At 69.6% G+C, this 13652-nt stretch carries 15 protein-coding genes; 11 read left to right on the top strand and 4 right to left on the bottom strand.

What is annotated here, in order from left to right; all coding sequences use genetic code 11:
- Positions 1 to 22 precede the first annotated feature (22 nt).
- The 4 genes from ACFXGI_RS23520 to ACFXGI_RS23505 all read right to left on the bottom strand — a co-directional run bounded on the left by ACFXGI_RS23520 (position 23) and on the right by ACFXGI_RS23505 (position 2181).
- Positions 23 to 472: a DNA-binding protein gene (locus tag ACFXGI_RS23520; protein WP_384709881.1), complete on the bottom strand. Its 450-nt coding sequence runs from the start codon at positions 470 to 472 to the stop codon at positions 23 to 25.
- Entirely contained in the window at positions 466 to 708 is a 243-nt protein-coding gene (locus tag ACFXGI_RS23515) for a hypothetical protein (RefSeq protein WP_384709878.1), read from the bottom strand. The genes ACFXGI_RS23520 and ACFXGI_RS23515 overlap by 7 nt, the downstream gene beginning before the upstream one ends.
- A gap of 103 nt (positions 709 to 811) precedes the next feature.
- Positions 812 to 1117, bottom strand: a complete 306-nt coding sequence (locus tag ACFXGI_RS23510; protein ID WP_384709875.1) for a hypothetical protein — start codon at positions 1115 to 1117, stop codon at positions 812 to 814.
- 218 nt (positions 1118 to 1335) lie between these two features.
- Positions 1336 to 2181 (bottom strand): C40 family peptidase, encoded by an 846-nt coding sequence (locus ACFXGI_RS23505; protein WP_384709872.1) that lies wholly within the window; start codon positions 2179 to 2181, stop codon positions 1336 to 1338.
- 757 nt (positions 2182 to 2938) lie between these two features.
- On the opposite strand from ACFXGI_RS23505, the gene ACFXGI_RS23500 reads away from it, so the two are divergent.
- From ACFXGI_RS23500 to nuoK, 11 genes are read left to right on the top strand one after another with little or no spacing between them, the layout of a single operon-like run.
- Entirely contained in the window at positions 2939 to 3298 is a 360-nt protein-coding gene (locus ACFXGI_RS23500; RefSeq protein WP_030028256.1) for an NADH-quinone oxidoreductase subunit A, read from the top strand.
- Between the two features lie 15 nt (positions 3299 to 3313).
- Entirely contained in the window at positions 3314 to 3868 is a 555-nt protein-coding gene (locus ACFXGI_RS23495; RefSeq protein ID WP_030028258.1) for an NADH-quinone oxidoreductase subunit B family protein, read from the top strand.
- Positions 3865 to 4611: an NADH-quinone oxidoreductase subunit C gene (locus ACFXGI_RS23490; protein WP_384709868.1), complete on the top strand. Its 747-nt coding sequence runs from the start codon at positions 3865 to 3867 to the stop codon at positions 4609 to 4611. The genes ACFXGI_RS23495 and ACFXGI_RS23490 overlap by 4 nt, the downstream gene beginning before the upstream one ends.
- Entirely contained in the window at positions 4611 to 5960 is a 1350-nt protein-coding gene (locus tag ACFXGI_RS23485; protein WP_384709865.1) for an NADH-quinone oxidoreductase subunit D, read from the top strand. The genes ACFXGI_RS23490 and ACFXGI_RS23485 overlap by 1 nt, the downstream gene beginning before the upstream one ends.
- Positions 5957 to 6721, top strand: coding sequence for an NADH-quinone oxidoreductase subunit NuoE (gene nuoE / locus ACFXGI_RS23480; RefSeq protein WP_384709862.1), 765 nt, complete (start codon positions 5957 to 5959; stop codon positions 6719 to 6721). The genes ACFXGI_RS23485 and nuoE overlap by 4 nt, the downstream gene beginning before the upstream one ends.
- Positions 6721 to 8067, top strand: coding sequence for an NADH-quinone oxidoreductase subunit NuoF (nuoF, locus tag ACFXGI_RS23475; protein ID WP_384709859.1), 1347 nt, complete (start codon positions 6721 to 6723; stop codon positions 8065 to 8067). Before nuoE ends, nuoF begins: the two co-directional genes overlap by 1 nt.
- The gene (locus ACFXGI_RS23470; protein WP_384709856.1) at positions 8064 to 10571 is read left to right on the top strand and encodes an NADH-quinone oxidoreductase subunit G; all 2508 of its coding nucleotides are present in this window, start codon (positions 8064 to 8066) and stop codon (positions 10569 to 10571) included. Before nuoF ends, ACFXGI_RS23470 begins: the two co-directional genes overlap by 4 nt.
- The gene (gene nuoH / locus ACFXGI_RS23465) at positions 10568 to 11938 is read left to right on the top strand and encodes an NADH-quinone oxidoreductase subunit NuoH (protein ID WP_384709853.1); all 1371 of its coding nucleotides are present in this window, start codon (positions 10568 to 10570) and stop codon (positions 11936 to 11938) included. The genes ACFXGI_RS23470 and nuoH overlap by 4 nt, the downstream gene beginning before the upstream one ends.
- Positions 11931 to 12539, top strand: coding sequence for an NADH-quinone oxidoreductase subunit NuoI (nuoI, locus tag ACFXGI_RS23460; protein WP_229337095.1), 609 nt, complete (start codon positions 11931 to 11933; stop codon positions 12537 to 12539). The genes nuoH and nuoI overlap by 8 nt, the downstream gene beginning before the upstream one ends.
- On the top strand, positions 12536 to 13345 hold the full coding sequence (locus ACFXGI_RS23455; protein WP_384709849.1) for an NADH-quinone oxidoreductase subunit J: 810 nt from the start codon (positions 12536 to 12538) through the stop codon (positions 13343 to 13345). The genes nuoI and ACFXGI_RS23455 overlap by 4 nt, the downstream gene beginning before the upstream one ends.
- On the top strand, positions 13342 to 13641 hold the full coding sequence (gene nuoK, locus ACFXGI_RS23450; protein WP_030864698.1) for an NADH-quinone oxidoreductase subunit NuoK: 300 nt from the start codon (positions 13342 to 13344) through the stop codon (positions 13639 to 13641). Before ACFXGI_RS23455 ends, nuoK begins: the two co-directional genes overlap by 4 nt.
- The last annotated feature ends 11 nt before the right edge of the window (positions 13642 to 13652 follow it).

The raw sequence follows: 13652 nt of genomic DNA, 5'->3' as shown, positions 1-13652 counted from the left end.
GCCCGGCTCGTGGCGTTGGCCGTCACACGTTGACGATTTTCACCTTCGGTGAGCCGGGAAGCTCCTCGGCAGCCTTGCACAGCGCTGGGATGTGTGACTTGTCAGAAGTGACGAGGAGCACCGGGGGAGTGCAGAGTGCGGCCGTGGCGACCACGAGTGCGTCCACGAGGCATTCGTGCCCGTCGAGGCCCGAGGCATCCAGCAGCTTCGCCGCGGCTTCTGTCACCGCGTCGTTGACCGGTTTCACATCAAAACGGGAAAGCAGGAGCTGGAGTCGCTTGCCGGCCTCGCCGGTTCGGCGCACCTCCAAGGGAGTCAGGGCGGACAGCGCGACGTGCCGGCCGCTCTGCTGAGCGACCTCGATGCGCGCGCGCATCCCCTCGTCGCCGTCGACATGCAGTGAGAGACCTTGGGCATCCAGGACGAGTGTGCCCTCGCTCTTTGCCTTGATCTTGAGGCGCTTGCTTACCACTCCTGTTCCGCCTGCCGCCGTGCTTCAGCGGAGACGGGGCCGAACGCCTTGCGGTCGGCGGTCACGACCTCGCGGAGCTTCTGCGCGGCGAGCCATTCCTCCAGAGCTTCGGCCACAACGGAGGAGAACCCGCTCTTGCCCGCGCGTTCCTCGACTTCCTTGATCAACGACTGGGCGAGCGACACGGATCTCTTACCGGCCCGCTCGACGGCCTGGGGTGTCACGTGACTGCTCATACCAAAAACGTACCACCGGCGGTAGGAAATTTCTCGTCCGATGGTTACCTCAGTGGGACCAAGGTGGCCCCCAAGGCCTGATGTTCCGGGGGCGAGACACCCCCTAGGGAGCGGGTCGGGCCGGGGTTCCACCGGTTCGGCCCGCTTCGTCCGTTCCGCCCCCGTACGCCGGCCGCTGCCGCGGGGCGTGGACCGTCCGTACGCAGCGGGCGACCAGTACGACGCCCCAGAGCAGCAGCGTGAAGGCAACGGCCCAGCCGAGTCCCAGAATGACGGGATGTCCGGGTTTGTGCCAAGGGCGGGTGGTGTTCAGGAGCCAGCCGCCGACGGCGAGCAGGAAGAGCCCGGCGGCGGCGGGTACGGGGGTGGGGTCGGCCGTGTCGCCCTGTTCCTCGTACGCGTCGGTCATCACGGGTCCGCCACCTCCTGGCCTGAATCGGGCGCTGCGCACCACCATCCTCTCAGGGCGCCGGTGAACGCGGAAAGGGCCGGCACTCCGCCCCCGAGCGGGGGAGTGCCGGCCCTCGGGCCGTGCTGTGGGCCATGCCGAGGCATGCCGGGACGCGCTGAGAGGGGCTCAGGAGCCCCTGGGGAACCTCAGGGGACCCAGGGAGACCTCAGGGGACCTCAGAGGACGCGGCGGGCGCCCGTCGGCGGGTCGTAGCTCAGGGAGCGCTCGACGACGCCCGTGCCGGAGTTCTGGGCGCCCACGAACTTGCCGCCGCCGACGTAGATGGCGACGTGGTAGGCGCTGCCGCTGGGGCCCCAGTACAGGATGTCGCCGGGCTGGAGGGCGCTCAGGGAGACCGAACGGCCCTTCGTGGACTGGTCCTGCGACACGCGCGGCAGGGAGACGCCGACCTGGCGGTAGGCGGCCTGGACGAGGCCGGAGCAGTCGAACGAGCCGTTCGCGCCGGTGCCGCCGCTGATGTACGCCTTGCCGACCTGCGCGCGGACGTAGTTGACGATCGCGGCGGCGGAGCCGGTCGCGGGGGCGGTGACGGTGCCCGAGCCCAGCTCGGAGCCCGAGTCCGAGTCCGACGCGGAGGCGTTCTGGAGCGTGTTGCGGGAGGAGCTGCGGGTGGCGCGCTCGGCGTCGGCCTTGCGGTCCGCCTCCTCCTTCGCCTTCTTCTCGGCGTCGGCCTTCTGGGCGTCCTCCTTGGCCTTCTTGGCCTCGGCGGCGGCGCCGGTGCGGGCCTGCTCCTCCTGCGTGCGCAGCTCACCGGTGACGGCGGCGGCGGCCGTGTTCTCGGCGGCGGTGGTGACGGCGGAGGAGACGTCGGCGGCCAGGTCCAGGTTCAGGACCGGCATTTCGAGCGTCGTCTCGGTCACGGGCTCGGACGGGGACGCGCTCGCCGTGCCGGCCATCGCCAGGGTGCTGAGGACGCCACCGGCAACTCCGGCACGGACCGCGAGCTTCGAGGCGCTGCGACGGGGCTTCCGGTGGCTGGGTATGTGAGCGGTGTGGGACATGAGGACAACCGCTATCAGGGGGTCCGGGTTCCCATCAAGAAACGTGGTCTGCGCCACAGTTGTCCGCGAACCGGGCTAACCGGGCGCGTCGCGCGTCTTATTGACGCCGTAACGGACGTATCGGACACGCCGTCACAAGGCTGTGATCAAGGGGTTTCCGCAATAAGTCCGAATTGATCCACGACCTACCATCACTGCGGACAGATGGCCAAGCCCCGTTTCGGAACCGAGAATTCGGTGTGGCGCAGGTCACAGATTCATCTCACTGTGAGGGCGCTGTGGCCCGTCCGTGATCCGTCCGTGAACTTCCCGTGCGGTGGCCGTCGGCGCTCGTGAACGCGCGCACGCGCCGGGCGGCCGTCCACTCCGGTCCCCGGGGCTCCCCCGGCCGGGCGACGGCGATTTCCTTTACCGTGCAAGGCTTGATCCTGCAAATTTGCCTGCACTCGGCATCATTTGATAGGGACATCGGCCTTCTACCTGCGGTAACGCGGCCGGATGTCACCTTTGGTGATCATGTGGATGCTTCGCGTATGAAGATCACCACCTATTGGTCTTGATGATCGTTCGTCAGGTGGTGGAGATCACAAACTCGGTGTTGTTACCCGTGTCGCAGATCACAGAGGAGCGGGCATAAGATGCGCACCAGTCCGGCTTGTGAACTGCCTCACATGAGATCCCGTCGAGTTGGACGATCTTCGCGAGGCGGCCGGCACGGCGGTCCAACGGTCAAGGACGACTGGAAGGAGCGAGGAGCGTGAATGCGTACGCGCCCATCCTCGTGCTCGGCGCCCTCGGCGCAGGGTTTGCGATCTTCTCCGTGGTCATGGCCACGCTGATCGGCCCAAAACGGTACAACCGGGCGAAGCTCGAGGCGTACGAGTGCGGCATCGAGCCGACGCCCACGCCGGCCGGCGGCGGTCGCTTCCCCATCAAGTACTACCTGACGGCGATGCTCTTCATCGTCTTCGACATCGAAGTTGTCTTCCTCTACCCCTGGGCGGTCACCTTCGACTCCCTGGGGATCTTCGGGCTCGTCGAGATGCTGCTCTTCGTGCTCACCGTCTTCGTCGCCTACGCCTACGTGTGGCGCCGCGGCGGCCTGGAATGGGACTGAGGGGCTGAATTTCCCATGGGACTGGAAGAGAAGCTGCCGAGCGGCTTTCTGCTGACCACCGTCGAACAGGCCGCGGGCTGGGTGCGCAAGTCATCCGTGTTCCCCGCGACCTTCGGCCTGGCCTGCTGCGCCATCGAGATGATGACCACCGGAGCGGGCCGGTACGACCTGGCCCGCTTCGGCATGGAGGTCTTCCGCGGATCCCCGCGCCAGGCCGATCTGATGATCGTGGCCGGGCGGGTCAGTCAGAAGATGGCGCCGGTGCTGCGGCAGGTGTACGACCAGATGCCCGCTCCCAAATGGGTCATCTCCATGGGGGTTTGCGCATCCTCGGGCGGAATGTTCAACAACTACGCGATTGTCCAGGGCGTCGACCACATCGTCCCGGTGGACATCTACCTCCCCGGCTGCCCGCCGCGCCCCGAGATGCTGATGGACGCGATCCTCAAGCTCCACCAGAAGATCCAGGGCGGAAAGCTCGGCGTGAACCGGGAAGAGGCGGCGCGCGAGGCGGAGGCGGCGGCCCTCAAGGCCCTCCCCACGATCGAGATGAAGGGGCTGCTCCGGTGAGCGACGCGAGCGAGACCTCCCCGGCCACCGACGGCAACGGCAACGGGAACAACGTTCCTGCCCCGCGGGGTTCCGCCGCCGGCCCCGAGGTGATCGGCGTCCGCAAGGGCATGTTCGGCGCCCAGGGCGGCGGCGACACCAGCGGCTACGGCGGCCTCGTCCGCACCGTGGCCATGCCGGGCGAGAGCCACCGCCCCTACGGCTCCTACTTCGACGAGGTCGTCGACGAGCTCGAAGGGGCGCTGGAGGAGCAGGACCTGCTCCCGGAGAACGCGATCCAGAAGGTCGTCGTCGACCGGGGCGAGCTGACGCTCCACATCGCCCGCGAGCACCTCCTCCGCGTCGCGAAGACCCTGCGCGACGACCCGGCCCTGCGCTTCGAGCTCTGCACCGGCGTCAGCGGGGTCCACTTCCCCGACGACAAGAGCCGCGAGCTGCACGCCGTCTACCACCTGCGCTCGATCACCCACGGCCGGGTGGTGCGCCTGGAGGTCACCGCCCCGGACGCGGACCCGCACGTCCCGTCGATCGTCTCCGTCTATCCGACGAACGACTGGCACGAGCGCGAGGCGTACGACTTCTTCGGCCTGGTCTTCGACGGGCACCCGGCGCTCACGCGGATCATGATGCCGGACGACTGGCAGGGCTTCCCGCAGCGCAAGGACTACCCGCTCGGCGGCATCCCCATCGAGTACAAGGGCGCCCAGATCCCGGCTCCCGACCAGCGGAGGTCGTACAGCTGATGAACGCCCAGAACGCATCGAACAACGCCTCCTCGGACCCCGCGGCCACCCGGGAGACCACCGAAGGCACCGTCTACACCGTCACCGGCGGCGACTGGGACGAGATCGTCCAGTCCGCGGCGAAGGCCGACGACGAGCGGATCGTCGTCAACATGGGCCCGCAGCACCCGTCCACCCACGGCGTGCTCCGGCTGATCCTGGAGATCGACGGCGAGACCGTCACCGAGGCCCGCTGCGGCATCGGCTACCTGCACACCGGCATCGAGAAGAACCTCGAATTCCGGAACTGGACGCAGGGCACCACCTTCGTGACGCGCATGGACTACCTGACGCCGTTCTTCAACGAGACGGCGTACTGCCTCGGCGTCGAGAAGCTCCTCGGCATCACCGACCAGATCCCGGACCGCGCCACCGTCATCCGCGTCCTGCTGATGGAGCTCAACCGGCTCTCCTCCCACCTGGTGTGCATCGCCACCGGCGGCATGGAGCTGGGCGCGACCACGATCATGATCTACGGGTTCCGGGACCGCGAGCTGATCCTCGACATCTTCGAGCTGATCACGGGCCTGCGCATGAACCACGCGTTCGTCCGCCCCGGCGGTCTCGCCCAGGACCTGCCCCCGGGCGCCGTGGACCAGCTGCGCGACTTCCTCAAGACCATGAAGAAGAACCTGCCGGAGTACGACAAGCTCGCCACCGGCAACCCCATCTTCAAGGCCCGCATGCAGGACGTCGGCTACCTCGACCTCACCGGCTGCATGGCGCTCGGCGCCACCGGCCCGATCCTGCGCTCGGCCGGCCTGCCGCACGACCTGCGCAAGTCGGACCCGTACTGCGGGTACGAGACGTACGAGTTCGACGTGCCGACCACCGAGAGCTGCGACTCGTACGGGCGGTTCCTGATCCGCCTGGAGGAGATGCGCCAGTCCCTGCGGATCGTCGAGCAGTGCCTGGAACGGCTGGAGCCGGGCCCGGTCATGGTCGCCGACAAGAAGATCGCCTGGCCGGCGCAGCTCGCGATGGGCCCGGACGGCCTCGGCAACTCGCTCGACCACATCAAGAACATCATGGGCACTTCCATGGAGGCCCTCATCCACCACTTCAAGCTGGTGACCGAGGGCTTCCGGGTACCGGCCGGGCAGGCGTACGCGGCCGTCGAGTCGCCCAAGGGCGAGCTCGGGGTCCACGTCGTCTCCGACGGCGGCACCCGCCCCTACCGGGTCCACTTCCGCGACCCGTCCTTCACCAACCTGCAGGCCATGGCCGCGATGTGCGAGGGCGGCCAGGTCGCCGACGTCATCGTCGCCGTCGCCTCCATCGACCCCGTGATGGGAGGCGTCGACCGATGACAGCCAATCCGCCCGGTGCAGGGGTGAGTCTGGGCATGCCCCGGCTTCCGGCCCCCGATTTCCCGGCCGACGTACGCGCCCGGCTCGAAGCGGACGCGAAGGAGGTCATCGCCCGCTACCCCGACAGCCGGTCCGCGCTGCTGCCGCTGCTGCACCTGACCCAGGCCGAGGAGGGCTACGTCTCGCGCACCGGCATCCGGTTCTGCGCCGAGGTGCTGGGCCTGACCACGGCCGAGGTCACCGCCGTGGCCACCTTCTACACGATGTACCGGCGCAAGGCCTCGGGCGACTACCAGGTCGGGGTCTGTACGAACACCCTGTGCGCGGTCATGGGCGGCGACGCGATCTTCGACGAGCTCAAGGAGCACCTCGGGGTCGGCAACGACGAGACCACCCCCGACGGCAAGGTCACGCTGGAGCACATCGAGTGCAACGCGGCCTGCGACTACGCCCCCGTGGTGATGGTCAACTGGGAGTTCTTCGACAACCAGACCCCCGAGTCCGCCAAGGCCATGGTCGACGACCTGATCGCCGGCCGGCCCGTCGCACCGACCCGGGGCGCGCCGCTGTGCACGTACAAGGAGACGGCCCGGATCCTGGCCGGCTTCCCGGACGAGCGCGAGGGCGCGGTCGAGGCGAGCGGCGGCGCCGGCCCCGCCTCCCTGATCGGGCTGCGCATCGCGCGCGGCGAGACCCCGCAGCTCGGCAAGGTCGTGCACCCGCGTGGTGAGGCTTCTGCTGCCACCGAGGAGGGGGAGTGATGACGGTGACTGCCGAAATGCATGAGAACGGCGCCCCGGAGAAGCTGCTGGCGCCCGTACTGTCGGCCTTCTGGGACGAGCCGCAGTCGTGGACGCTGGAGACCTACCGGCGGCACGAGGGGTACGAGGGCCTGCGCAAGGCGCTCGCGATGACCCCGGACGACCTCATCGCATACGTGAAGGACTCCGGTCTGCGCGGCCGCGGCGGCGCGGGCTTCCCCACCGGAATGAAGTGGCAGTTCATCCCGCAGGGCGACGGAAAGCCGCACTACCTCGTCGTGAACGCGGACGAGTCGGAGCCGGGAACCTGCAAGGACATCCCCCTCCTCTTCGCCAACCCGCACTCCCTCATCGAGGGAATGATCATCGCCTGCTACGCGATCCGGTCGGAGCACGCCTTCATCTACCTGCGCGGCGAGGTCGTGCCGGTACTGCGGCGCCTGCACGAGGCGGTGCGCGAGGCGTACGAGGCCGGCTACCTCGGCGAGAACGTCCTCGGGAGCGGACTGAAGCTCGACATCACGGTGCACGCGGGAGCGGGCGCGTACATCTGCGGCGAGGAGACGGCACTCCTCGACTCCCTCGAAGGCCGGCGCGGGCAGCCCCGGCTGCGTCCTCCCTTCCCTGCCGTCGAGGGGCTCTACGCGTGCCCCACCGTCGTCAACAACGTGGAGTCGATCGCCTCGGTTCCCGCGATCCTGAACCGCGGCAAGGACTGGTTCAAGGCGATGGGGACCGAGAAGTCCCCCGGCTTCACCCTGTACTCGCTGTCCGGGCACGTCGCCGGACCCGGCCAGTACGAGGCCCCGCTCGGCATCACCCTGCGCCAGCTCCTCGACATGAGCGGCGGGATGCGCCCCGGACACCGGCTGAAGTTCTGGACCCCGGGCGGCTCCTCCACCCCCATGTTCACGGCCGAACACCTGGACGTGCCGCTGGACTACGAGGGCGTCGGCGCGGCCGGCTCCATGCTCGGCACCAAGGCGCTGCAGTGCTTCGACGAGACGACCTGCGTGGTGCGGGCCGTCACCCGCTGGACCGAGTTCTACGCCCACGAGTCCTGCGGCAAGTGCACCCCCTGCCGCGAAGGCACCTACTGGCTGGTCCAGTTGCTGCGCGACATCGAGGCCGGCAAGGGCGTCATGTCGGACCTCGACAAGCTGAACGACATCGCCGACAACATCAACGGCAAGTCGTTCTGCGCGCTCGGCGACGGCGCCGCCAGCCCGATCTTCTCCTCGCTCAAGTACTTCCGCGAGGAGTACGAGCAGCACATCACGGGCAAGGGCTGCCCCTTCGACCCCAGGAAGTCGACCCTCTGGGCTGACACGGAGGTGAACGCATGACCGTCACCACTAATGCTCCGACCGGTGGCGGAGAGGCCGCCGTCCCGCCCGAGGACCTGATCTCCCTGACCATCGACGGCATCGAACTGTCGGTGCCCAAGGGGACCCTGGTCATCCGGGCCGCCGAGCAGATCGGCATCGAGATCCCCCGGTTCTGCGACCACCCCCTCCTCGACCCGGTCGGCGCCTGCCGCCAGTGCATCGTCGAGGTCGAGGGCCAGCGCAAGCCGATGGCCTCCTGCACCATCACCTGCACCGACGGCATGGTCGTCAAGACGCAGCTGACCTCCCCGGTCGCCGAGAAGTCCCAGCGCGGGGTGATGGAGCTGCTGCTCATCAACCACCCGCTGGACTGCCCGGTCTGCGACAAGGGCGGCGAGTGCCCGCTGCAAAACCAGGCGATGTCCCACGGGCAGAGCGACTCGCGTTTCGAAGGCAAGAAGCGCACGTACGAGAAGCCGGTCCCGATCTCCACGCAGGTGCTGCTGGACCGCGAGCGGTGCGTGCTGTGCGCGCGCTGCACCCGCTTCTCCACACAGGTCGCGGGCGACCCGATGATCGAGCTCCTGGAGCGCGGCGCGCTCCAGCAGGTCGGCATCGGCGAGGGCGACCCCTTCGAGTCGTACTTCTCCGGCAACACCATCCAGATCTGCCCCGTCGGCGCCCTCACCTCGGCCGCCTACCGGTTCCGCTCCCGCCCGTTCGACCTCGTCTCCTCCCCGAGCGTGTGCGAGCACTGCGCGGGCGGCTGCGCGACCCGGACCGACCACCGCCGCGGCAAGGTGCTGCGCCGGATGGCCGCCGAGGACCCCGAGGTCAACGAGGAGTGGATCTGCGACAAGGGCCGCTTCGGGTTCCGCTACGCGCAGCGCCCCGACCGGCTCACCACCCCGCTGGTGCGCGGCACGGACGGGGTCCTCGCCCCGGCGAGCTGGCCCGAGGCCCTGGAGGCCGCGGCCGCCGGGCTCGCCGCCGCGCGCGGCCGGGCCGGCGTCCTGACCGGCGGGCGGCTCACCGTGGAGGACGCGTACGCGTACGCCAAGTTCGCCCGGGTCGTCCTCGACACCAACGACATCGACTTCCGGGCCCGGATCCACAGCGCGGAGGAGGCCGAGTTCCTGGCCGCCACCGTGGCCGGCACCGGCAAGGACCTCGACGGCAGCGGAGTCACGTACGCGAAGCTGGAGGCGGCCCCCGCCGTCCTGCTCGCCGGCATCGAGTCCGAGGAGGAGGCCCCCGGCGTCTTCCTGCGGCTGCGCAAGGCCCACCGCAAGCACAAGCAGCGGACCTTCGCCCTCGCCCCGTTCGCCACCCGCGGCCTGGAGAAGGCGGGCGGCACCCTGCTCGCCGCCGCCCCCGGCACCGAGCCCGAATGGCTCGCCGCGCTGGCGTCCCGTACCGGCCTGGAGGCCGGCGGGGCCGGGGCCGCCGAGGCGCTGCGCCAGGCCGGCGCGGTCATCGTCGTCGGCGAGCGGCTGGCCGGGGTGCCCGGCGCGCTGACCGCCGCCGTACGGGCCGCCGCCGCGACCGGCGCGCAGCTCGTGTGGATCCCGCGCCGGGCCGGGGAGCGGGCCGCCGTCGAGGCGGGCGCGCTGCCCTCGCTGCTGCCGGGGGCCCGTCCGGCCACCGACCCGCGGGCCCGCGACGAGGTCGCCACCGCCTGGGGGCTGGACGAACTCCCGCACCGCTACGGCCGCGACACCGGCCAGATCGTCGAGGCCGCCGCCGGGCGGGAGCTCTCCGCCCTGCTGGTCGCGGGCGTCGAGATCGCCGACCTGCCGGACCCGGAACGGGCGCTGGTCGCCCTCCGGGAGGCCTTCGTGGTCTCGCTGGAACTGCGGCCCGGCCAGGTCACGGACCACGCGGACGTGGTCTTCCCGGTCGCCGCCGTCGCCGAGAAGGCCGGCGCGTTCATCAACTGGGAGGGCAGGGTCCGGCCGTTCGAGGCCGCGCTCAAGCCCGACCAGATGACCCGCCGGCTCGCCCCCGCCGACGCCCGCGTGCTGCACATGCTGGCCGACGCGGCCGACCGGCCGATCGCGCTGCCCGATGTGCACGCCGTACGCCGCGAGCTCGACGCGCTCGGCCCGTGGGCCGGAGAGCGCGCCGCCGAGCACTCCGCGGACACCGCGCCGCTGCCCCGCCCCGGAGCGGGCGAGGCGGTCCTCGCGGGCCACCGGCTCCTGCTCGACCTGGGCCGGCTCCAGGAGGGCGACGACGCCCTGGCCGGCACCCGGCACGAGGCGAGCGCCCGGCTGTCGGCCGCCACGGCCGCCGAGACCGGCGTCAAGGACGGCGACGTCCTCGCGGTGACCGGCCCGGCCGGCTCCGCGGAACTCCCCCTGCGGATCACCGAGATGCCCGACCGGGTGGTCTGGCTCCCGCTGAACTCCACCGGGCACGGCGTCCTCGCCGACACCGGGGCCCACCCGGGCACCCTCGTACGGATCGGCCCGGCGACCCCGGCCGACAGCAGCGGCACCCCTGCGGAGGTGGGCGCGTGAACGCGGTACAGCTCGCGGCCGAGGACCTCTCCCTGTTCGGCAGGGACGTCTGGTGGCTGGTCGTCGTCAAGGCGGTGTTCTGCTTCGCCTTCCTGATGGTGACCGTGCTCTTCTCCATCGTGTGGGAGCGCAAGGTCGTCGCCTGGATGCAGTTGCGCATCGGCCCCAACCGGCACGGTCCCTGGGGCATGCTCCAGTCGCTCGCCGACGGCGTGAAGCTGATGCTCAAGGAAGACCTCATCGTCAAGCGGGCCGACAAGGTGGTGTACGTCCTGGCCCCGATCATCGCGGCGATCCCGGCCTTCATGGCCATCGCGGTGATCCCGTTCGGCCCGGCGGACGACGAGGTCTCGATCTTCGGCCAGCGCACCACGATGCAGCTGACCGACCTGCCGATCGCGATGCTCTACATCCTCGCGGTCGCCTCGGTCGGCATCTACGGCATCGTCCTGGCCGGCTGGTCCTCGGGCTCCACGTACCCGCTGCTCGGCGGCCTGCGCTCCTGCGCGCAGATGATCTCGTACGAGATCGCGATGGGCGCGGCCTTCGCCTCCGTCTTCCTCTACTCCGGGTCGATGTCGACCTCGGCGATCGTGGAGGCCCAGGCGGACCGCTGGTACATCGTGCTGCTGCCGGTCTCGTTCATCATCTACGTCATCACGATGGTCGGCGAGACGAACCGCGCGCCGTTCGACATGCCGGAGTCCGAGGGCGACCTCGTCGGCGGCTTCAACACCGAGTACTCCTCCATCAAGTTCGCGCTGTTCATGCTGGCCGAGTACGTCAACATGGTCACCGTCTCGGCGGTCTCGGTCACCCTCTTCCTGGGCGGCTGGCGGGCCCCGTACCCGATCAGCCACTTCTGGGAGGGCGCGAACCACGGCTGGTGGCCGATGCTCTGGTTCGTCATCAAGGTCCAGCTGCTGCTGTTCTTCTTCATCTGGCTGCGCGGCACGCTGCCCCGCGTCCGCTACGACCAGCTGATGAAGCTCGGCTGGAAGGTCCTGATCCCGGTCTCCGTGGTCTGGCTGATGCTGGTCGCGACCGTCCGGGCGCTGCGCAACGAGAGCTACGACTTCTCGGAGATCGTCCTGTACGTCGGCGGCGCGGTCGTCGCGATCCTGCTGCTGTCCTTCGTCGCGGACCTCTTCCGCGACCGGAAGGAGAAGGCTTCCGCCGAGCTGGCCGAAGAGGCCGCCGGGGCAGAGCCCTTCGACCCGCTGGCGGGCGGGTTCCCCGTACCGCCCAAGCCCGGCCAGCACCTGGCACCCGTACCGCGCAGGCGGCCTCGCAGTGAGCGGGAGCTGATTGTCAGTGGCGGGACGAATACTGACAGTGACCGAGAGGAGGGTGCTGAGAATGTCTGACAAGTCTGATGCCGAGCAGGGCGAGAAGTGGCAGAACCCGGTGGCCGGCTTCGGCGTGACCTTCAAGGCCATGTTCAAGAAGCGCCTCACCGAGCAGTACCCGGAGCAGCAGAAGACCACCGCTCCGCGCTTCCACGGACGGCACCAGCTGAACCGGCACCCGGACGGCCTGGAGAAGTGCATCGGCTGCGAGCTGTGCGCCTGGGCCTGCCCCGCCGACGCCATCTACGTGGAGGGCGCGGACAACACCGAGGAGGAGCGCTACTCCCCGGGTGAGCGGTACGGGCGGGTCTACCAGATCAACTACGCCCGCTGCATCCTGTGCGGGCTGTGCATCGAGGCCTGCCCGACGCGGGCGCTGACGATGACGAACGAGTTCGAACTGGCCGACGCCAGCCGCGAATCGCTCATCTACACCAAGGAGCAGCTGCTCGCGGGTCTGACCGAGGGCATGGTGGAGTCTCCGCACTCGATCTTCCCGGGCACGGACGAGCAGGACTACTACCGCGGGCTGGTGACGGGGGCGGCTCCCGGGACGGTGCGGCAGGTGGCCGTCTCCAAGGGCGAGACCGCGGCCGATGCCGAGGAGGTGCAGGCATGAGCGCCCTCGCAGCGGCCACCTCGACCTCCACGGGCGAGGCGGTCCAGTTCTGGGTCCTCGGCACCGTCGCCGTCATCGGCGCGCTGTCCACGATCCTGATGAAGAAGGCCGTGCACAGCGCGCTGAGCCTGGCCGGGACGATGATCATCCTGGCGGTCTTCTACCTCGCCAACGGGGCGTACTTCCTGGGCGTGGTCCAGGTCATCGTCTACACCGGCGCGATCATGATGCTCTTCCTCTTCGTGGTCATGCTCGTCGGCGTCACCGCCGCCGACTCGCTGAAGGAGACCCTCAAGGGGCAGCGCTGGCTGGCCGTCCTGTGCGGGCTCGGTTTCGGCGTCCTGCTGATCGCCGGCATCGCCAACGCCAAGCTCACCCACTTCAACGGGCTCGGCCGGGTCAACTCCGCCGGGCACGTGGAGGGGCTGGCCACGCTGATCTTCACCAAGTACGTGTTCGCCTTCGAGATCACCGGCGCGCTGCTGATCACGGCGGCCGTCGGCGCGATGGTCCTCACCCACCGCGAGCGCACCGAGCGGGCCGCCACCCAGCGCGAGCTCGCCGAGCGGCGCGTGCGCGCGGGCGTCCAGCTCCCGCCGCTGCCCGCACCCGGCGTCTACGCCCGGCACAACGCGGTGGACGTCGCCGGCCTGCTGCCGGACGGCATCCCGTCCGAGCTGACCGTCAACAAGACGCTGCGCGCCCGCGGCCAGATCCGGGACGTGTCGAGCGAGGCGCTGAACGACCTGAAGGCGCTGGAGCAGGCGTCGGCGGAGCGCCTCGGCCGCGAGGAGGCATCGAAGTGAATCCGGTCAACTACCTCTATCTGGCCGCCCTGCTGTTCACCATCGGCGCGGCCGGCGTGCTCATCCGGAAGAACGCGATCGTGCTGTTCATGTGCGTCGAGCTGATGCTCAACGCCTGCAACCTCGCGTTCGTCGCCTTCTCCCGGATGCACGGCAACCTCGACGGCCAGATCATCGCCTTCTTCACGATGGTCGTCGCCGCCGCGGAGGTCGTGGTGGGCCTCGCGATCATCGTGTCGCTGTTCCGAACCCGCCACTCGGCCTCGGTCGACGACGCCAGCCTGATGAAGCTGTAAGGGGCGCTCAC

This window comes from Streptomyces sp. NPDC059355 (assembly GCF_042752335.1).
In the GTDB taxonomy this organism is placed as follows: domain Bacteria; phylum Actinomycetota; class Actinomycetes; order Streptomycetales; family Streptomycetaceae; genus Streptomyces.
Note: the sequence above shows the minus strand (reverse complement) of the source record. Positions and strands in the feature narration are given on the sequence as shown.

Bases quoted from the DNA above. Each gene is read 5' to 3' on its own strand.
- ACFXGI_RS23510 (WP_384709875.1), bottom strand. From the start codon at position 1,117: ATGACCGACGCGTACGAGGAACAGGGCGACACGGCCGACCCCACCCCC.
- ACFXGI_RS23455 (WP_384709849.1), top strand. From the start codon at position 12,536: ATGAGCGCCCTCGCAGCGGCCACCTCGACCTCCACGGGCGAGGCGGTC.
- ACFXGI_RS23505 (WP_384709872.1), bottom strand. From the start codon at position 2,181: ATGTCCCACACCGCTCACATACCCAGCCACCGGAAGCCCCGTCGCAGC.
- nuoF (WP_384709859.1), top strand. From the start codon at position 6,721: ATGACGGTGACTGCCGAAATGCATGAGAACGGCGCCCCGGAGAAGCTG.
- ACFXGI_RS23515 (WP_384709878.1), bottom strand. From the start codon at position 708: ATGAGCAGTCACGTGACACCCCAGGCCGTCGAGCGGGCCGGTAAGAGA.
- ACFXGI_RS23485 (WP_384709865.1), top strand. From the start codon at position 4,611: ATGAACGCCCAGAACGCATCGAACAACGCCTCCTCGGACCCCGCGGCC.
- ACFXGI_RS23495 (WP_030028258.1), top strand. From the start codon at position 3,314: ATGGGACTGGAAGAGAAGCTGCCGAGCGGCTTTCTGCTGACCACCGTC.
- nuoI (WP_229337095.1), top strand. From the start codon at position 11,931: ATGTCTGACAAGTCTGATGCCGAGCAGGGCGAGAAGTGGCAGAACCCG.
- ACFXGI_RS23470 (WP_384709856.1), top strand. From the start codon at position 8,064: ATGACCGTCACCACTAATGCTCCGACCGGTGGCGGAGAGGCCGCCGTC.
- nuoE (WP_384709862.1), top strand. From the start codon at position 5,957: ATGACAGCCAATCCGCCCGGTGCAGGGGTGAGTCTGGGCATGCCCCGG.